Raw genomic sequence first — 20,367 nt, 5'->3', positions numbered from 1 at the left:
CTTCACGCATAGAATTATCAGATAACTTAATCGCTACCCACTTTTTCGCTGCTTGCCCTCACCGTCCAGCCTTGAGTGGGGATACCCATAAAACCGGGAATATGGAGTAATACCAACAGTACTAGTGACCAAAACGCCCAACGAGCTGATTCAATACGGGCGATTTTATAGATAGCCAGCGCCTTCTCCGCCTCCTCGGCCGAGGCTCCGGCATTCTGAATGCGTTCCAACATGGCCTGATTGGCCATAAAACCATGAACCGGCGTGTTGGCGACATAAACCTTTACGATCGTGGAGACCTCGCCATTTTCAATCCGGTTTTTAAAGATAGCGGTCGAGCCGAACAACATCACCGCGCCAATGATCGCCACACCTGCCGCCTGCCAAACATTGCGCGTAGAACATTGAATACCACCAGATTGTGCCGCATCACGGGGATTCAGGGCCGCCGCCACAATCATGGCAGACTGAGAGGAATACCCACCCTGTCCGGCACCAAGCAGGGCGAGGCCGGGATACATCAGTATCGGATCGAAGCCATCAGGCAATAATGCACTCAGTATCAATACAGTTCCGGCTACCACCATCGCCGTGGAGGCCAGCACAACCCCACGAGGAGAGAGGTGACTGGCTTTCTTTGGAATAGTAAGAGACAGCACGATCATAGGGATGGCCATGACCATCATGGCCAGACCGGATTCAATCCCGCTCCATCCGGCGACGACCATAACCCAAGAGACAATCACGAAAAAAGCGCCGCCGAAGACCACAAAAATAAGCCCGGTCACATATAGCCCATTGCGCACCTGGCGGGTACGAAGAAAAGAACGAGGGAGTAATGCGGCACCATGTTTTTCTTCAATACGCTTCTCTACCCATACGGTCACCGCCATGATTATGACGCCAAGGAGTGCCAAAGGCAGGGCCGGAGACACCCCCAAGAAGGTGAAAGGAGCAGACATCGGTTCAATCAATCCCCATAGACTGATCTTTGAACAGCCGATGATAAAGGACAGTAAACCGAGCGAGACCAGCAGGGTACCGAGATAGTCAATGCGTATGCGACTCGGCTTAATCTCCGGAATACTCCTCCACGCAACCAGAAAAACCGCGATAAACCACACCGATAGCGTCAGAAACGCCGCACGGTAGCCGAGTAAATCCATAATAAAACCCGCACCGACAGGCATAATCACCACGGCAAAACCGGTCGCAGCCCCCACGCCGCCAAAAGCAATGGCGCGAGCCTTCCCCTCATACAGCGAGACAATCACGCCCAAAACAGATGGGATCATCAGGGCGGCGCCTAAACCGGTAAGTGTCCGCGCGCCCCAAATCAGTAGCGCCATGGTCGGAGCCATCACGGCCAGCGCCTCGCCGACCGCGCATAAGGCTGCTCCCGCCATAAAAACACGCTTGAATCCCTTGGCGATGCCCAACATGCCACCAAAGACCATCAGGGCACCGGCCAACAAGCTGTAGACAATGTTGGCCAGTTGCACCTGATCCATTGAGGCCGCCAACTTATGGATAAACTCATTGGTCGCTATCGAGAGCACGGCGTTATCGCCGGAAGTCCCTATCTGGGCGATACAGACGACAATAAGCGGTAGCCACATCAGTGTACTTTTTACCGGACTGCGTTCCATAATATTAATCCTGATCGAGTCATTAATATAATCAAGGCAACTCAGTGGATAAGCATGAACGATGAGTGACAACGAGGTTGTCATACTGTATTGAATATCAATCGACTGAGTAAGTAACGCGACAAGAGATGAATAGCCATGGTTCATTATGATCGTGTTCACCACATTACTCTGCGCTCTCTAGTGAACGATTCAATCGATAAGGTGTAACTTCGTGCACCTTGCCCACTTTATGGCTACACTTTATGAAATTCAAATAACGACTCCGCCTTATCAGGGTAAAGTCGATGGCAGTAATGATTTATAAAATAAATAATTAGCCTAAGAGTAATAGATATAACATTAGGATTATCGAAAAGAGAGAATTAAATAAACCAGCACCTACTCATCGGCATTCATTAATAATTAATGATGATTTATTGATAAATAAGCATAGAATAATTTTTGTCAATGAGTAGAGGTAGCGATAACAAAAGGAACCCATGAGCACTTGGCAAATCATTGTAATTAACACCAATGAGCCAAAATAGTTACTCTAATTTTCTCACCGTGATAGCGTCAATAAAGTCCTGTGCGGCCCGCAGGGTCAGCCAGAAGACACGTTGAACCACCAGGGTAGTGGTGATAGCGTGGGCAGAATAGCGCTGAGGTCGTCCCCGTGATGCGGGCGTTGCTGACTCATACCAGGCCTGAATCGCCATCGTCATCCAGCCAGAAAGTGATGGAGCCTCGATTGATAAGGGCTTTGCTGTCAGTGCGCAGTTGTGATCCTGAACGTCGACGTTGCCATGGGACTGTCTGCGATCACAGAAGAGGATATTTGGCGGAAGATCACAGGAGTCGAACCTGCCCGGGACCGCTGGCGGCCCCAACTGGATTTGAAGTCCAGCCGCCTCACCGGAGACGACGATCTTCCCTCGCGGGCGCGAGTATACCCTAAAACCATGCAGTGCGCACAAGAGGAAATCCCTACCCAGCACGCCGGGTAGGGAGAGACCTTATAACAGGCGTGACAGATGATTGAGATCGGACTGAATAGCGCCTGCGGTCACGTCCCGCCCGGCACCCGGGCCTCGGATCACTAACGGATTATCACGATACCAGCGACTCTCGATAGCGAAGACGTTATCGCATGGCAGCAATGCCGCCAGCGGGTGATCGGCGCGTACCGCCTCAACACCGACACGCGCCTTGCCATTAGCATCGAAACGAGCCACATAGCGCAATACCAGCCCCATCTCATTAGCGGCCTCCAGGCGCTGTAACATCTGCTCGTCCAAGGCCTCGCTATTCTCGAAGAAATGGTCGATGGAGCCCTGCTCCCCACCGGCGGGGACCAACGACTCCACTCGCACCTGTGAGGGCTCGATGTCATAACCCGCCTCACGCGCCAGGATCACCAGCTTGCGCATCACATCCTGACCGGAGAGATCAACCCGCGGATCCGGCTCCGTCAGCCCTTGCTGCCAAGCCTGATCCACCAAGGCGCTAAATGGCACCGTACCGTCAAATTGCAGGAACAGCCAGGAGAGCGTACCGGAGAAAATACCGCTGATAGAAAGGATCGTATCACCGCTATCACGGAGATCACGCACGGTATAGTTGACCGGCAGGCCGGCGCCGACAGTGGCATTATACAGCCAGTGACGCCCTGTCTTCTCGAAAGCATCACGGATCTGACGGTACTCTTGGCTGGCCGCGGCACCGGCCAGTTTGTTGGCGCTGACCACATGGAAGCCATAACTGGCGAAATCGCGGTACTGCTGCGCCAACGCAGCACTGGCAGTCACATCCAACACCACCAGATCATCATAAGGGTGGGCACGCATCCACAGGAATAGCGTCTCCTCATCCATCGCTTGAGCTTCCTCGTCGAAGAAAGCTAACGCCCGGCTGGCATCTAACCCCTCGTAATTCAATAGGCTACGATTGCTATCGACGACCCCGGCCAGAATAAACTCGAAGCCGCTGCGCGCAGAGAGGTTACCCTGCTCCCGGGTGAACAGCTCCAGCCAACGCGAACCGATGTTGCCCTTGCCGAACAACACCAGACCGACGCGCTTCTCCGCTCGGAAGAGCGAACTATGCAGTCCCTGCACCAAGGCTTCAGTCGGCCCACAGCGCAACACCGCCACCAGGCTGATGCTCTCCTCCGACTGCCAGATAAACTCAACCGGCTGCTCTTTCAGCTGTTGATAAAAACGATGGGCATGCAGTGGATTACGACTCACGCCGGCACCGACCATCGCCACTAACGCTAAGCCATCACGCAATTGCAACAGTCCGGGGATCGCCGACTCCTCCAACAGCTTGAAGGCACTCCCCACCACCTCGGCGGTATAGCACAACTGGATCAGGCGACGGTCGCGGTGAATACCCCGCGCCAGCGGACGCAGCTGCACACGTGTCAGGATGCGCTCCACTTCCTGCTGTACATGGTTAAACTCATGATCTGCCGGAACATGTAACTCGATAAGGCAGACATCATCATGGCTGGTGACAATCTTGGCACCGTTACCGCTGGCCAGTACCCGCTCAATACGCGTTGACCCTTGCTGTGGTTGATAGCTGCAACGCAGTTGTAAGTCGATATCGCTCGCAGAGACGGGCTGTAGCGTGCGGGCATGTAGAACCGGAGCCGCTAAGCGAGCCAGTTCGCTGGCCTCATCTAAGCGCAGCAACGGAAGTAGACAGGCATCTTTGACCTTGCGCGGATCGGCACTGTAGACCCCGGCGACATCGCTCCAGATGGTCACCTTGCGCACACCCGCCAAGGCGCCGATCTGGGTGGCGGAGTAGTCGGAACCATTGCGTCCCAGCAACACACTCTCCCCCGCACAGTTGCGGCTGATAAAGCCGGTCACAACTAAGCGCTTAGCAGGATGCTCGGCCAGCAATTTCTGCAGCAAGGGGTGAGAGCGGGCTTCATCGACCTGCGGTTGTGCGGCACGTTCGGCACAGAGGAAATCACGCGCGTCTAACCAGGCCGCCTCCATTCCCTGCTGCTGCAACACCGCCGCCATCAAACGGGCGGACCAGATCTCGCCATGCCCGACGACCTCGGCATACACCGCATCATCAACCGTACCGTCGAGCAGGGCAGCCAGGCGCTCAAGATCGCGGATGAAACGCGCCAATAGTGGCTCGGCCATCTCCGCAGGCAATAGCCCCGAGATCAGCTCACTCTGGTAACGGCGCAAGGCCTGCTGTACCTGATGGGCAGAGATCCGATCGCTTTGGCTGAGCTTCAGCCAGCTAATCAGCTGGTTAGTGGTACTACCCGCCGCTGAAACGACCATCATGTCACCGGGTTGGCTATACTCCGCCATGATTCCCGCCACACGCAAATAACACTTCACATCCGCCAGGCTGCTGCCGCCAAACTTATGCAGCTGGCGCTCTGCCGCTTGCTGCCCCGTTACCGCTTGTGCACTCATCACTTACCTCGTTGCTGCTGCCTGAAATGCCTGTTCCAGATCAGCGATTAAATCATCACCGTCCTCAATTCCCACGGAAATTCGCAGCAGGCTGTCGCTGATGCCTGCCGCCCTGCGCGCTTCCGGCGCCATGCCGGCGTGAGTCATGGTGGCGGCATGGGAGATCAGGCTCTCCACCCCCCCCAGGGACTCTGCCAGTGTAAACAGTTGCAGCGCTTTTAGGAAACGCCGTAAATAGGCCCCGTCACCCAGCAATTCAAAACTGAGCATGGCGCCAAAACCGCGCTGTTGACGCCGGGCGATGGCATGGCCGGGGTGATGTGGAAGAGAAGGATGAAACAGACGTGCAACCTGAGGCTGCTGTTGCAACCAATCGACAATACGTAAGGCATTGGCCTGCTGTAATGCGATGCGCGGTGCCAACGTGCGTAGGCCACGCAGCAAGAGATAGCTGTCGAAGGCGGCACCCGTCACGCCAATGTTATTCCCCCACCAAGCCAACTCCTGTGCCAGCTCGGCCGATCGCGCAATCACCGCCCCAGCGACGACATCGGAATGGCCATTCAGGTACTTCGTGCAGGAGTGTAGTACCAGATCCGCCCCCAAAGAAAAGGGTTGCTGTAATATCGGACTGAGGAAGGTGTTATCCACTGCCGCTAATGCGCCTACCTGATGGGCAGCCGTGCAGAGTGCGGCGATATCCACCACACGCAGTAGCGGATTACTCGGCGTCTCGATCAGCACCAGTTTCGGCCGTTGTGCCAGCGCCTGAGCTAACGCCTGAGCATCTCCCTGATCGACGAAGATCACGCGGAAGGCACCGCGCCGCGCGAGACTATCGAATAACCGGTAGCTACCACCGTAACAATCATGCGGCGCAACCAACAGATCTCCCGGTGAGAGTAATGCGGTACACATCAGGTGAATCGCCCCCATACCGCTGGCGGTAATCACCGCGCCCGCACCGCCCTCCAACTCCGCGAGCGCCCGTTCGGCGACGTCGCGAGTCGGATTACCGCGCCGGGCATAATCATGGGCGCGGGGTTGATTGAAGTCGGTAAAGTTATACGTGGTGGAAAGATGGATCGGGGGAACCACGCTGCCATACTGCTCATCGTCGTTCAATCCACAGCGCACTGCCTGAGTTGCCGGTTGATAACTCACCTGGTTACCCTCCCTGAGATGGTCGCGAGAATGGATAGAGCGTAACCGCTGCAAAATTGGACGTCAATACGTCCAGACATCTAAAAGTCTTTGCGTATGGATTGTGATGGCGGAGATTAGCCGCTAAAATTGACTCAATCTTATCATGGGTATCCACCGTCAGCGCCGGCGCATGAAACGCGATCTGCCGCGCGGATCCCCCCGCGTATCCCGGTTTGTATTAGGGATACGGGATACAATCGGGCATAATAGCCCGTTGGTCTCGGAATAATTTTTTGTGAAGGTATCTCCTCATGGCAGCAGAATGGAACGGCGAATACATTAGCCCATACGCTGAACACGGCAAAAAAAGTGAGCAGGTTAAAAAGATTACGGTATCCATTCCACTGAAGGTGTTAAAAATCCTCACGGATGAGCGTACCCGCCGCCAGGTGAATAACCTGCGCCACGCCACCAACAGCGAACTCCTGTGTGAAGCCTTCCTGCATGCCTTTACCGGACAACCACTACCGGATGATGACGATCTACGCAAAGATCGTAGCAACGAGATCCCCGAAGCCGCCAAAGAGCTGATGCGCCAGTTGGGGATCGACCCGGAAAGCTGGGAATACTAAGGTACAGGGCCGGATGGTACTGCGCCGCCCTCGGCGCATCACCGACGACTCCGGCCTTCGTCTCTGCCTCCCATACCACACACCGCTCACTGAATCGATGACCCTCTTCCTGTTGCAGCGCTCTCCGGCACCTTGCTGGATTCACTATTGATGTCTCTTTCTCACCTCCCTTTGCTCAACGGCCTATCCCCTGAAATCGACGAGGAGTGATAGCACCAATAATATTTTCACTACTTTTTATTTCCCATTCATCTTTTTTTATATATTTTATATTTTTTCTTTTTAATGAGTATTTTATTAGAAAAGAATTAAGATATTTCTCCTCATGCATTTAGGTTAAGTCTAAATAACCACGATTCAATAAAATAGATAATTTTATCGATATTTATCACTTTTTATTATTTTTATACTATAAATTAGCAATGAATACAGATTTTATATCTAAATATCGCTTTATTTATAGTGAATAGGACCACCTGTTTGTTAAAAAACTAGCATTTGATTTCATACTTTTATCTTTATATAAGAAAAGAGATAACATATACTGCTCTCAGCAATATAAAACCTGATTGTTTATTCAGAATAAGTATAGGCTATCGATGATGACCAAATGCTAACAGCTAGTATGTTGATAATCCATTAACGATTAAAGAGGCTATGTTGTATCTCGTCTCACTGAACTGTTTTGCCACACCATGAGTATATAAATACCAGTATACCTATAGTGCGATAGATATCGTCGGTTGTACTTATAACAAGCTAAGGATGGATAGACCGTCTGAGCCTTATTCAAGAGGATAATATATCAGGATAAGATACATTATTGTCATCTATCGCTACTCCATAACACACTGATATTTTATTTAATCAGTTAAGGAGTATTTTTACTGTCTCTCTACATTATTTCTTACCCTTGTTTTATCGGGGTATTGCACTATACCCACTCATAGCTCAAAGGAGAGAGTAATAGTTGAGTGATTATACTCACACATAACTTTACGGTGTAATACTATGAAAAAAATAGAGTTCACTCACCCTGGTTATGCATTGCAACCAGGGGAAGTAACTGAAGAGCAATTTCGCCTACTGGTTGACATCTCGCCTGTGCGTAGCGCAAAAGTCATCATGGCACTACGCGACTATTTTGTGCTTGGCCACAGCCGGAAATTAGTTTGCGAGCGCAATCAAGTCAATCCTGGCTATCTTTCCATTAAAATAAGGGAAATACAGGCGCTATGTCGACGTATTTTAGAATTGTACCCACATCTCAGCTAATGATGGAATAAAGAATCCATCCTTGTAGGGTACGGGTATAGTCACCACATTGATGCGAGGGCGACTCGCAATCAACCATGCCCATACCGCGCCGTAATAATATGGCGAGGCAGGCTGATATCAAAGCTACTAGCCTAATGGGGTAGATTTTCCGCCCCGCGAGAACGTCGCTCTCGTGCGGAAATAATTCGACGCTCCGAGGGCATGTGTATACTAGACGACGAGCGTGCAAAAAACTGGAGAGCACGCCCACATTGTCTTGCTAAGGCAAAGACCCCGCGCGATAGATCCCATAAAAAAAGGCACCCTGTGGGTGCCTTTTTCGCCGGATCCAAATTACTTGGAACCAACCATGTTGAAACGCTTGTTGAAGCGGTCAACGCGGCCGCCGGTAGCGACATCACGCTGCTTACCGGTGTAGAACGGGTGGCACTTGTCACACACGTCCAGGTTCAGATCGTGACCAACGGTAGAGTGGGTCTTGATCACGTTGCCGCAAGAGCAGGTTGCAGTGATAGCAACGTAGTTCGGGTGGATACCTTCTTTCATGGGAAAACCTCTATTAAGGCCGCGTCGCTATCCGGCCCTCTTCCGCCAGACACCACGCGTGGTTGATAAAATTGGGTTTGATACAAAACGATATCAAAGGCGGCGAATCATACAGAAAATAGCCGCCTAACGCAATCACCCACATCGATCCCAGCACCATCCGGTGTACACTGTAACGCCGTTCACCTGCAGGAAAACGCGATGTCCGTAGCCCATGTAGCGCTGCCCGTACCTTTGGCCCGCACCTTTGACTACCTATTACCAGCCGACATGCTCGCTCAACCGGGTTGTCGCGTCCGCGTTCCCTTTGGGCATCGCACCATGATTGGCCTCATCGTCGCGACCAGTGAACACAGCGAGCTGGCACCGGAAAACCTGAAAAGTGTCGAGCAATGCCTCGATAGCGAACCGCTGTTCAGTCCCACGCAATGGCGTCTACTGCGCTGGGCCGCCGACTACTACCACCATCCCATCGGGGAGGTACTATTTCATGCGCTGCCGATGCTATTACGCCAGGGTAAAGCAGCCTGTCATCCCCCACGTTGGCGTTGGCATCTGACCCCACAGGGTGAGCGTGTCGACCCCGCCACCTTGACGCGCGCGCCGAAGCAACAACAAGTGTTAGCTATCCTGGCACGTCAGACGCTTTATCGCCACCAGGTCGAAGAGTTCGATCTCAGCGACAGCGCGTTTACGGCATTAAAAAACAAAGGACTCATCGCCTTAGAAAGCGAGTCGGCAGCGCCTAAAGAGTGGCGTTCCACCTTTATCCCTCACACCGATCGCCTGACACTCAATGCTGAACAGGCAACCGCCGTCGGCGCCATCCGCGCCGACGACGAACAATTCAGCCCTTGGTTATTAGCCGGGGTAACGGGCTCCGGCAAGACCGAGGTCTACCTGAGTGTCATAGAGAACCTGTTGGCCCGCGGTAAACAGGCACTGGTACTGGTGCCGGAGATCGGCCTGACCCCTCAGACCATCGCCCGCTTCCGACAGCGTTTTAATGTGCCGGTAGACGTACTGCACTCCGGGCTCAACGACAGCGAACGACTGGCGACCTGGCTACGTGCCCGCGATGGTGAAAGTGCCATCGTCATCGGCACGCGCTCAGCGCTGTTCACCCCCTTCGCCCGCCTGGGTGGCATCATCATTGATGAGGAGCATGACGGCTCCTACAAGCAACAGGAGGGGTGGCGCTATCATGCCCGCGATCTGGCCGTGCTGCGCGCCCATCTGGAGGGGATCCCGATCCTGCTCGGCTCCGCTACCCCGGCACTGGAAACGCTACACAACGTCGAGGTCGGGAAATACCGCCGCCTGTGCCTCACTCAGCGAGCCGGTAACGCCAAGCCCGCCACGCAGCATCTGATCGACCTCAAGGGGTTGCCCCTAAAAGCGGGCCTGGCTCCGCCGCTGATCGAACGCATCCGCCAGCATACCGATGCCGGTAACCAGGTGATCCTGTTTCTCAATCGGCGTGGCTATGCCCCGGCGCTGCTGTGCCATGAATGTGGCTGGATCGCCGAATGCCCACGCTGTGATCACTTCTACACGCTGCATCAGGGTCAACACCTGCTACGCTGCCACCACTGTGACAGTCAGCGACCCGTTCCCCGCCAGTGTCCACAGTGTGGCTCGACCCATCTGGTGCCTGTTGGTCTCGGTACCGAGCAGTTGGAGCACGAGCTGGCCGAGATGTTTCCACAGGTGCCATTGACCCGCATCGATCGCGATACCACCAGCCGCAAGGGCGCCTTAGAACAGCAGCTAGCCGAGGTACATCAGGGTGGGGCGCGTATTCTGATCGGTACACAGATGCTGGCGAAGGGCCACCATTTCCCCAACGTCACGCTCGTGGCACTCCTGGATGTCGACGGCGCACTCTTCTCCGCTGACTTTCATGCCGCGGAACGTTTTGCCCAGCTGTACACCCAGGTGGCCGGACGTGCCGGACGCGCCGGCAAACGCGGCGAAGTCCTACTCCAGACCCATCATCCCGACCACCCCTTGCTGCAAACACTACTGCATCAAGGATACGATGCCTTCGCCTGCCAGGCGCTGCAAGAGCGCCAAAGCGTGTTCTTGCCACCCTTCACTCATCATGTGATGGTGCGAGCCGATGACCACGATAACCAACAGGCCAACGCCTTCTTGCAACAACTACGCACCCTACTGGAGACACATCCGCTGCGTGACGAAGGACTCTGGTTACTCGGGCCGGTTCCGGCGCTCCAGGCCAAACGCGGTGGACGCTATCGCTGGCAGCTGTTGTTGCAGCACCCCTCACGCGCCCGCTTACAGCAATTACTCCAGGCGACGTTACCCCTGCTCCCAACCTTGCCGGCCTACAAGCGGGTAAAATGGTCGCTCGATGTCGACCCGATCGACAGTTAAGCGCTTCCTCGGCGCGAATGAAGTGCGATCAGGATCGAAAAAATCTATTTACATCACACTTTTCCTGCAAATTAAGTAACGGTCCTTCCCGCTGTTCCGTTTAATATGTGATCGTATACCCATCGGCTGCCCGCTCAGGGCAGCCATTCCCGGTAATGGAGCAACATGCCGCCGGGTATGGCAGTGCTATCGCTGGCGCAATCGTTACCTTCGCCGCGGGATAATGATCGGGAAGTCATATCATCGCGCCAGTATGGACTGACGCAAGGAGAAACGCGTTGGAAGAGAAAGCAATGAACGCCACCATGAAAGATGTGGCGGAATATGCCGGCGTATCGACCGCAACGGTATCGCGGGCCTTAATGAATCCAGAGAAAGTCTCCGCCGCGACACGGCAAAAAGTGGAGCAGGCCGTCTTAGCCGTCGGCTACGCCCCACACACCCTAGCCCGCAGCAACAAGCGAGGGGAGTCACGCACCATCCTGGTGATCGTCCCGGACATCTGCGATCCCTTCTTCGCCGAGGTGATCCAAGGGATCGAGCGCACCGCCGCCGAGCATGGCTACCTGGTGTTGCTCGGCGACTGTGCCCAGCAGATGCAACAAGAGAAAACCTTCGTTAACTTGATTATCACCAAGCAGATCGACGGCATGCTGTTGCTCGGCTCCAACATCCCTTTCGATGCCAGCAAGGAGGAGCAGCGCAATCTACCACCGATGGTGATGGCAAACGAATTCGCCCCCGAACTGGAGCTGCCAACCGTACACATCGACAATCTGACCGCGGCCTTCAAAGCGGTGCTCTACCTACACGATCTGGGCCACCAGCGTATCGGCAGCCTTGCCGGTCCAGAGCACATGCCGCTGAGTCAATATCGTCTACAGGGCTACATCCAGGCGTTGCGCCGCTGTGGACTCAACGAGGCGGGTTATGTGGTACACGGCGACTTCACCTTCGAGGCCGGAGCCAAGGCGTTAGCTAAGCTGATGGCATTGCCGCAACCACCCACCGCCCTCTTCTGTCATAGCGATGTGATGGCGATCGGGGCACTCTCCCAAGCGAGGAAGATGGGGATCCGCGTGCCCGATGATCTCTCGATCATCGGCTTCGATGATATTCGCCTCGCGCAGTATGTCGATCCACCGCTGACTACCGTGGCCCAACCCCGCTACCAGATTGGACGCGAGGCCATGCTCTTACTGCTGGAGCAGCTGCATCATCACCGGACTGTCAGCGGTTCACGCTTGTTGGAAAGCGAGCTAATTATCCGTGGCAGCACAGCGGTGGCGAAACGCTAGTGAATTACACCTGAGTTCAGTAACATGGCGTCTTGATATTGACTATTGAGTTGTAGCGAAACGACAGTGGCACAAAGAGACTATGTGAGTCGTGGGCGCGCTTCGGGCGCCAAACGCAAAAGCAATGGCCGGGGAAAGAAACGGCGCTCGGGTTCTGGGGTATCTCGGGCCATGATGGTGCTCGCCCTGGCCGTGCTGGCAACCTTTGCCGGTGGCCTCTATTTTCTGACCCAGCATAAACCGGGCGGCGATACGCTGCTACCGGAGGCGTCGCCGCATCCGAAGAATGGCTTACCACCGAAGCCAGAAGAGCGCTGGCGCTATATCAAGGAGCTGGAAAACCGCCAAGTCGGCGTCACGATGCCGACCGAACCGAGCGGGGGGATGCCCCCGCAGGGACAGCCGCAGTTGACCGAAGAACAACGCCAACTGTTGGAACAAATGCAGGCCGACATGCGCCAGGCACCGACACAGCTATCCGAGGTACCCTATAACGATCAGTCTCCTGTGGCCGTCACCCCGCATAATAGCCGGATGCCGGAGCAGCGTTATAGCCAGCCCACCCCGCCTCCCCAGCCAGCGTATCAGGAGCCGGTGCGCCAGACTCAACCGGCACCGGTGGCGCGTAATCCATTCTCTCAAGCGCCCAGCAATGCCGCCCCGTCGCGCCCAAGCCAGGCGCAGACGCCCGCTCCCGTGAATCGAGAGCGGGAGAAAGAGCGCGTCGTAACGCCGCCCCCGGCGCCGCAACCGGCCCGAGAGAAACCGGCCGAGAAAGCGGAAGAGAAGGCGAGCAGCCAGAAGTGGCTGATCCAATGTGGCTCGTTCCGTAATACCGATCAAGCCGAGTCCGTTCGCGCCCAGCTAGCCTTCGGCGGTATCGAAAGCCGCATCACCAGCGGTGGTGGCTGGCATCGCGTACTGCTCGGTCCCTATGCCAATCGGGCGGCGGCAGACAAGATGATCAGCCGCCTAAAAGGAAATGGCATGGCCGGCTGTATCACGCTGGCAAGCGGGGGTTGAAATTCCCAAAATCTCCCCCATCTGATCAGGTAATGCCTCCCGTCCTATGCGACGGGAGGATCACTTTTCAGCCACGGGGGTCTGTTCATGACAACAATAGTTAGCGTTCGCCGTAACGGCAAAGTAGTGATCGGTGGGGATGGTCAGGCCACGCTGGGCAATACCGTAATGAAGGGTAACGTCCGCAAGGTACGCCGCCTGTACAACGATCGCGTCATCGCCGGGTTCGCCGGTGGTACCGCCGACGCCTTTACCCTGTTTGAACTGTTCGAACGCAAACTGGAGCTGCACCAAGGTCATCTGGTGAAGGCAGCGGTCGAGTTAGCCAAAGATTGGCGTACCGATCGTATGCTACGCAAGCTGGAAGCCTTGCTGGCCGTCGCCGATGAAAACGCCTCGCTGATCATCACCGGTAATGGCGATGTGGTCCAACCGGAAAACGATCTGATCGCCATCGGCTCCGGCGGCCCCTATGCTCAAGCCGCCGCTCGCGCACTGCTGGAAAACACCGAGCTGGGCGCCCGCGACATCGTAGAAAAGGCGCTGGGGATCGCAGGTGATATCTGCATCTACACCAACCAGTTCCACACCATTGAAGAATTAGATTCTAAAGCGTAAGGACTGCACATCATGTCTGAGATGACCCCACGCGAAATTGTCAGTGAACTCGACAGTTACATCATCGGCCAACACTCCGCCAAACGCGCCGTCGCCATCGCGCTGCGTAACCGCTGGCGTCGCATGCAACTCGGCGAGGCGCTGCGTCACGAAGTCACACCGAAAAACATCCTGATGATCGGTCCAACCGGTGTCGGGAAAACCGAAATCGCACGCCGTCTGGCCAAGTTGGCCAATGCTCCGTTCATCAAGGTTGAAGCCACCAAATTTACCGAAGTCGGCTACGTTGGTAAGGAAGTCGATTCCATCATCCGCGATCTGACCGATTCAGCGATGAAGATGATCCGAGCGCAATCCATCGAAAAGAACCGCTACCGCGCCGAAGAGATGGCGGAAGAGCGCATCCTGGATGTATTGATCCCGCCGGCCAAGAACAACTGGGGACAGGCCGAACAAAGCAACGAGAACTCACCGGCACGCCAGAGTTTCCGCAAGAAGCTGCGCGAGGGCGAGCTGGACGACAAAGAGATCGAGATCGAACTGGCGGCCGCACCGATGGGTGTCGAAATCATGGCGCCTCCAGGCATGGAAGAGATGACCAGCCAACTGCAATCCATGTTCCAGAACTTGGGCGGGCAAAAGACCAAGCCGCGCAAGATTAAGATCAAGGATGCCTTCAAGCAGCTGATCGAAGAAGAAGCGGCCAAGCTGGTCAATCCTGAAGAGCTGAAACATCAGGCCATCGAGGCCGTCGAGCAGAATGGCATCGTCTTTATCGACGAGATCGACAAGATCTGTAAGCGGGGCGAAAGCTCAGGGCCGGATGTCTCGCGCGAAGGGGTACAACGTGACCTGTTGCCACTGATCGAAGGCTGTACCGTCAATACCAAGCACGGCATGGTCAAAACCGATCACATCCTGTTTATCGCCTCCGGTGCCTTCCAGGTTTCTAGCCCTGCCGATCTGATCCCTGAACTGCAGGGCCGCCTACCGATCCGTGTCGAGCTCCAGGCGCTGACCACCGAAGACTTCGAGCGCATCCTGACTGAGCCTAGCGCTTCACTGACCGAACAGTACCAGGCACTGATGGCAACCGAAGGGGTTAACATCACCTTTACCGCCGACGGTATCCGCCGTATCGCCGAAGCCGCCTGGCAGGTCAACGAGAGTGCCGAAAACATCGGTGCCCGCCGTTTGCATACCGTGATGGAGCGTCTGATGGAGGAGATCTCCTTCGATGCCAGCGAAATGAACGGTACCGCCATCACCATCGATGCCGATTATGTCCGTAATCACCTCGATGAGTTGGTAGCAGATGAAGATCTGAGCCGGTTTATTCTATAATCGATCCAGAAACCGTCCTTTTCGATCGTTGTCAGGGGAAGGCGTCCGCCTTCCCCTTTCTTATTTCGATAACGCTGGATCCACGGATGGGTGGCGGTTTGTTAATATAGATAAATGCGATAACCCGGCGATCCCCTCAGCGTAGCTGAGGGTCATTTGCCCCAGTAACTGAAACCATAACATGACCTCATTGACCCCGATCAGCCGGCCACGTGCCTGGCTGGAAAGTCTGCGCCTGCGCACGCTGCCGTTGGCTCTGGCCTCGATTGTCACCGGCTCGGCCATCGCCGCCTGGCAACATACCTTTAGCCTCGCTATCGCCCTGCTGGCGCTGCTGACCGCCGCGTTGTTGCAGATCCTCTCCAATCTGGCCAACGACTATGGCGACGCCATCAAAGGCAGCGACACCCCAGAGCGTATCGGGCCATTGCGTGGCATGCAGAAAGGCGTGATCACCCAGGCACAGATGAAACGCGCCCTGATCATTACCGTTCTGTTGACCATTGTCTCCGGCGTCGCGTTAATCGCTGTCGCCTGCCAGAAGCCGCAGGATATTCTCGGCTTCTTACTCCTTGGGCTGATGGCGATCATCGCCGCTATCACCTACACCGTTGGCACTCGCCCTTACGGTTACATGGGATTGGGCGACATTTCGGTATTGATCTTCTTCGGTTGGTTAAGCGTCGCGGGGACCTACTATCTCCAGGCCGGAACCTTCGATCAGGTGGTCATGCTGCCAGCAACAGCCTGTGGGTTGTTGGCCGCGGCTGTACTGAACATCAATAACCTACGCGATATTGAGAACGATGCTCGTAATGGCAAGAACACCCTGGCGGTACGCCTCGGGCCGCGTAACGCTCGTTATTACCATGTGGCGCTACTCGGTGGTGCGGTGCTCTGCCTGGCGCTGTTCGCACTGTTGGATCTACGCAGCCTGGTTGGCTGGCTGTTCGTCTTGGCGATCCCGATGCTCTATCGCCACGCCAGCTATGTGTTTCATCAGCGTTCCCCAGAGGCGATGCGCCCGATGCTAGAAAATATGGTCAAAGGCGCGTTGCTGACCAATCTGTTGTTTGCCGTCGGTACCGTATTGAGCTGATGGCCAGGCGCCGCTGAGCGTAGGCGGCGCCATATAATCGCCGCTTTTGCCAACAACCGCATTAAGGAGATATACTGATCATTCCTGCGGCAACCGGACGTGGACCCATGAAATACGATACTTCCGAACTATGTGACATTTACCATGAAGAGGTGAATGTTGTAGAACCGTTGTTCTCCAACTTCGGTGGGCGTTCTTCCTTTGGCGGCCAGATCATTACGGTCAAATGCTTTGAAGATAACGGACTGCTCTACGATCTATTGGAAGAGAACGGTCGGGGCCGGGTTCTCGTCGTCGATGGCGGTGGCTCGGTGCGGCGTGCGTTGATTAACGCCGAACTGGCACGGCTGGCAGTACAAAATGAGTGGGAAGGCATCGTGGTATACGGTGCGGTGCGTCAAGTCGATGACCTAGAGGAGCTCGACATCGGCATCCAGGCGATGGCGGCTATTCCCGCCGGCGCTGACAGCGCGGGGATCGGCGAGAGCGACATTCGCGTCAACTTTGGCGGCGTCACCTTCTTCTCCGGCGACCATCTGTATGCCGACAATACCGGCATCATCCTGGCGGAAGAGCCACTGGATCTCGAATAATCGCCGCATGATGGCAGCAAAAAGGCGCTCACCGAGCGCCTTTTTCATTACCAGAGTAAACGATCAGTTCACTTCGTCCATCTTACCCAGTAGTGCACGCAGGCGCTCCTGCCAATCACCCTGTTCATGCTTCAGCTGTTCATTCTCACGCAGCAATGCTTCACGATTGCTCGCTGCCTGCTGAACCTCCTGATTAAGCTGATTATTCTTATCCTTCAGCTCTTCGATTTCCATCTGTAGCAGGGTAATGGTGTCGATCGCCTGCTGAACTTTCGCTTCCAGTTTCTCAAATACTTCAAATGACATGATCTGTCCCCTCAATAGTAGCCAGGCGTACGTCTTACCGTTACGCACGCCGCCGCAACGACGGCGAACGTATCCTTAATGGGCGCCCACACCGCGCAGGCCGTCAGGCCAACGCACAAACCTCATTGACCCGATTGTATGTAGCCCACTGCTTACTGTCTAGGCCGGGTCCCAGTCTGTAACAAATTCAGCTATGGCGCCCGCACTTTTACACCGTCATAAACGATTTAAAAAAAGTTACCAACAAACATAAAAGAAACAAATGCCCCTCGCCGTGATCTCCGTCAGTGGTCAGATCACAAAACGTTGCGCGGCTAAGTCACACAATATAAGCGAAAACGACCATTTTTTTGACAAAACACACACATTTAAATTTCGCTATTTCTCGTTTTCGCGCGTTAACGATAAATTCACATCGCAACGTAACGTGTTCCATTTTCACACCGGGTAATTATCTTCCACCTCTTCGTCGCAGGATTCCTTGTTATGAGCCAGACAGCGAGTACGACATTAAAAGGACAGTGTATCGCCGAATTTCTGGGCACCGCCCTGCTGATCTTCTTTGGCTGTGGCTGTGTCGCCGCCATGAAGCTGGCTGGTGCCAGCCTGAGCCTCTGGGAGATCAGCGTTATCTGGGGTCTGGGCGTGGCGCTAGCCATCTATCTGACGGCTGCCATCTCCGGTGCTCACCTCAACCCGGCGGTCACCATCGCCCTTTGGCTGTTCGCCTGTTTCGAACGCCGCAAAGTGATCCCCTATATCATCGCTCAGGTCGCCGGCGCATTCTGTGCCGCCGCGTTAGTCTATGCTCTGTATCACAACCTGTTTATCGACTATGAACAGACCCATAATATGGTACGCGGCAGCGAGGAAAGCCTGACGCTGGCTGGGATCTTCTCGACCTATCCGAACCCACACATCACCGTCTGGCAAGCCCTGTTAGTAGAAACCGTCATCACCGCCATTCTGATGTGCCTGATCTTGGCCCTGACCGACGATGGCAACGGTATCCCGCGCGGCCCACTGGCACCGCTGCTGATCGGTGTGCTGATCGCCGTCATCGGTGCCGCGATGGGGCCCCTGACGGGCTTCGCCCTGAACCCTGCGCGTGACTTCGACCGAAAGCCTTCGCGTGGATGGCGGGCTGGGGTGAGATCGCCTTCACCGGCGGGCGCACCATCCCCTACTTCCTGGTCCCCATCGTTGGCCCGATCGTTGGTGCCTGCCTGGGTGCCTTCGGCTACCGTGCCTTGATCGGCCGCCATCTGCCGTGTGATGTCTGCACCGCCGATGAAGAGAAAAAGCAGAGTGAGCAGTCCAAAGCCTGATAAGGTTTCCGGGGAGGAGACTCCCCGGTTTTTGAGCGCAAACCGTACCCCAAACATCAACCCAGGATAACGACCATGACAACCCAACAAAAATACATTGTCGCGCTTGACCAGGGCACCACCAGTTCTCGTGCCGTGATCCTCGATCATGACGCCAACATCGTCAGCGTATCTCAGCGCGAATTTGAGCAAATTTACCCCAAGGCAGGCTGGGTCGAACACGATCCCATGGAGATTTGGGCGACCCAAAGCTCCACCCTGACCGAGGCGATGGCAAAAGCCGATATCGAATCCGATCAGATCGCCGCCATCGGCATCACTAACCAGCGTGAAACCACCATCGTCTGGGAAAAAGAGACCGGTAAACCGGTCTACAACGCCATCGTCTGGCAATGCCGCCGCACCGCCGACATCTGCGAGCAACTGAAGCGCGACGGACTGGAGGAGTACATCCGCCATCATACCGGCCTGGTGGTCGACCCCTACTTCTCTGGTACCAAGGTAAAGTGGATCCTGACCACGTCGAAGGAGCCCGTGAACGTGCCAAGCGCGGCGAGCTCCTATTCGGTACCGTCGACACCTGGCTGGTTTGGAAGATGACTCAGGGTCGGGTACACGTCACCGACTACACCAACGCCTCCCGTACCATGCTCTTCAACATCCATACCCTGGACTGGGATGAGCGTATGTTAGAGGTCTTGGATATCCCACGCGCCATGCTGCCGCAAGTGCGCGCCTCTTCCGAGATCTACGGCAAGACCAACATCGGCGGCAAAGGAGGCACTCGTATTCCTATCGCCGGTATCGCCGGCGACCAGCAGGCGGCGCTATTCGGCCAGTTGTGTGTTCAGCCGGGGATGGCGAAGAACACCTATGGAACCGGCTGCTTCTTGCTGATGAACACCGGTAAGGAAGCGGTACCGTCACAGCATGGCCTGCTGACCACCATCGCCTGTGGTCCGCGCGGCGAGGTCAACTATGCCCTGGAAGGGGCGGTGTTCATCGGAGGGGCCTCGATCCAATGGCTGCGCGATGAGCTGAAACTGATCAACGATGCCGCCGACTCCGAGTACTTTGCGACCAAAGTCAAAGATAGCAACGGCGTCTATGTGGTACCGGCCTTCACCGGCCTAGGCGCCCCCTACTGGGGCCCCTACGCCCGTGGCGCCATCTTCGGCCTGACGCGTGGTGTGAATAATAATCACATCATCCGGGCGACCCTGGAGTCCATCGCCTATCAGACACGTGATGTGCTGGATGCGATGCAGGCTGACGCCAACACCCGCCTGCAATCGCTGCGCGTCGATGGCGGGGCGGTCGCCAACAACTTCCTGATGCAGTTCCAGTCTGACATCCTCGGTACCCGAGTCGAGCGCCCGGAGGTACTGGAAGTCACCGCCCTTGGCGCCGCCTACTTGGCGGGTCTGGCTGTCGGCTACTGGAACGATCTGGATGAGTTGAGCAGCAAGGCCTGTATCGAGCGCGAATTCCGCCCTGGTATTGAAACCGTAGAGCGTAATTACCGCTACAGCGGTTGGAAGAAGGCGGTCGCTCGTGCCCAAGCCTGGGAAGATCACGACTGATCTCCCCATTCTCATGTCACCCAGGGGCGAGCAATCGCCCCTTTTTTATTTTTGGTCAAGGTTAGCGCGGTTTTCCGACGCAAACGTTTC

General features: G+C 55.4%; 14 protein-coding genes, 1 tRNA gene and 3 pseudogenes. 11 read left to right on the top strand and 7 right to left on the bottom strand.

Features of this window, described 5'->3' with window-relative positions; translation table 11 throughout:
* Nucleotides 1-26: 26 nt before the first annotated feature.
* From DCL27_RS00595 to metB, 5 genes and pseudogenes are all read right to left on the bottom strand, one after another.
* A complete protein-coding gene (locus tag DCL27_RS00595) occupies nt 27-1,649 on the bottom strand; it encodes an MFS transporter (RefSeq protein WP_035596839.1) in 1,623 nt (540 codons plus the stop codon).
* A 551-nt stretch (nt 1,650-2,200) separates the two neighbouring features.
* A pseudogene (locus tag DCL27_RS00590) lies at nt 2,201-2,439 on the bottom strand (transposase); the annotation flags it as partial.
* A gap of 31 nt (nt 2,440-2,470) precedes the next feature.
* Nucleotides 2,471-2,565: transfer RNA gene (locus DCL27_RS00585), tRNA-Sec, on the bottom strand.
* Between the two features lie 82 nt (nt 2,566-2,647).
* The gene (locus DCL27_RS00580; protein ID WP_035600801.1) at nt 2,648-5,086 is read right to left on the bottom strand and encodes a bifunctional aspartate kinase/homoserine dehydrogenase II; all 2,439 of its coding nucleotides are present in this window, start codon (nt 5,084-5,086) and stop codon (nt 2,648-2,650) included.
* 3 nt (nt 5,087-5,089) lie between these two features.
* Nucleotides 5,090-6,250 (bottom strand): cystathionine gamma-synthase, encoded by a 1,161-nt coding sequence (metB, locus tag DCL27_RS00575; protein WP_035600798.1) that lies wholly within the window; start codon nt 6,248-6,250, stop codon nt 5,090-5,092.
* Nucleotides 6,251-6,543: 293 nt separating this feature from the next.
* Between metB and metJ the strand changes: the two genes are divergently transcribed.
* Entirely contained in the window at nt 6,544-6,864 is a 321-nt protein-coding gene (gene metJ / locus DCL27_RS00570; RefSeq protein WP_005290910.1) for a met regulon transcriptional regulator MetJ, read from the top strand.
* A gap of 1,011 nt (nt 6,865-7,875) precedes the next feature.
* Nucleotides 7,876-8,139, top strand: coding sequence for a PapB/FocB family fimbrial expression transcriptional regulator (locus tag DCL27_RS00565; RefSeq protein WP_005295615.1), 264 nt, complete (start codon nt 7,876-7,878; stop codon nt 8,137-8,139).
* Between the two features lie 336 nt (nt 8,140-8,475).
* On the opposite strand, the gene rpmE is transcribed toward DCL27_RS00565, so the two are convergent.
* On the bottom strand, nt 8,476-8,688 hold the full coding sequence (gene rpmE / locus DCL27_RS00560; protein WP_005290918.1) for a 50S ribosomal protein L31: 213 nt from the start codon (nt 8,686-8,688) through the stop codon (nt 8,476-8,478).
* Nucleotides 8,689-8,889: 201 nt separating this feature from the next.
* Here rpmE and priA point away from each other — a divergent pair, with 201 nt between their 5' ends.
* The 7 genes from priA to rraA all read left to right on the top strand — a co-directional run bounded on the left by priA (nt 8,890) and on the right by rraA (nt 17,060).
* Nucleotides 8,890-11,085, top strand: a complete 2,196-nt coding sequence (gene priA / locus DCL27_RS00555) for a primosomal protein N' (RefSeq protein ID WP_005290923.1) — start codon at nt 8,890-8,892, stop codon at nt 11,083-11,085.
* Nucleotides 11,086-11,378: 293 nt separating this feature from the next.
* Nucleotides 11,379-12,383: a DNA-binding transcriptional regulator CytR gene (gene cytR, locus DCL27_RS00550; protein WP_071526330.1), complete on the top strand. Its 1,005-nt coding sequence runs from the start codon at nt 11,379-11,381 to the stop codon at nt 12,381-12,383.
* Between the two features lie 66 nt (nt 12,384-12,449).
* Nucleotides 12,450-13,406, top strand: a complete 957-nt coding sequence (ftsN, locus tag DCL27_RS00545; RefSeq protein ID WP_228594460.1) for a cell division protein FtsN — start codon at nt 12,450-12,452, stop codon at nt 13,404-13,406.
* A gap of 87 nt (nt 13,407-13,493) precedes the next feature.
* On the top strand, nt 13,494-14,024 hold the full coding sequence (hslV, locus tag DCL27_RS00540; protein ID WP_005290933.1) for an ATP-dependent protease subunit HslV: 531 nt from the start codon (nt 13,494-13,496) through the stop codon (nt 14,022-14,024).
* A 12-nt stretch (nt 14,025-14,036) separates the two neighbouring features.
* Complete coding sequence (gene hslU / locus DCL27_RS00535) at nt 14,037-15,368, top strand: HslU--HslV peptidase ATPase subunit (protein WP_005290936.1); 1,332 nt, start codon at nt 14,037-14,039, stop codon at nt 15,366-15,368.
* A 181-nt stretch (nt 15,369-15,549) separates the two neighbouring features.
* On the top strand, nt 15,550-16,467 hold the full coding sequence (locus DCL27_RS00530; RefSeq protein WP_005290939.1) for a 1,4-dihydroxy-2-naphthoate polyprenyltransferase: 918 nt from the start codon (nt 15,550-15,552) through the stop codon (nt 16,465-16,467).
* Nucleotides 16,468-16,574: 107 nt separating this feature from the next.
* A complete protein-coding gene (gene rraA, locus DCL27_RS00525; RefSeq protein WP_035597186.1) occupies nt 16,575-17,060 on the top strand; it encodes a ribonuclease E activity regulator RraA in 486 nt (161 codons plus the stop codon).
* A 63-nt stretch (nt 17,061-17,123) separates the two neighbouring features.
* On the opposite strand, the gene zapB is transcribed toward rraA, so the two are convergent.
* Nucleotides 17,124-17,366 (bottom strand): cell division protein ZapB, encoded by a 243-nt coding sequence (zapB, locus tag DCL27_RS00520; RefSeq protein WP_005295631.1) that lies wholly within the window; start codon nt 17,364-17,366, stop codon nt 17,124-17,126.
* Nucleotides 17,367-17,852: 486 nt separating this feature from the next.
* Between zapB and DCL27_RS00515 the strand changes: the two are divergent.
* Nucleotides 17,853-18,694 (top strand): annotated as a pseudogene (locus tag DCL27_RS00515) (MIP/aquaporin family protein).
* A gap of 75 nt (nt 18,695-18,769) precedes the next feature.
* Nucleotides 18,770-20,277, top strand: a pseudogene (glpK, locus tag DCL27_RS00510) (glycerol kinase GlpK).
* Nucleotides 20,278-20,367: the final 90 nt, after the last annotated feature.

Source organism: Edwardsiella tarda ATCC 15947 = NBRC 105688 (genome assembly GCF_003113495.2).
Taxonomy (GTDB): Bacteria; Pseudomonadota; Gammaproteobacteria; order Enterobacterales; family Enterobacteriaceae; genus Edwardsiella; species Edwardsiella tarda.
Note: the sequence above shows the minus strand (reverse complement) of the source record. Positions and strands in the feature narration are given on the sequence as shown.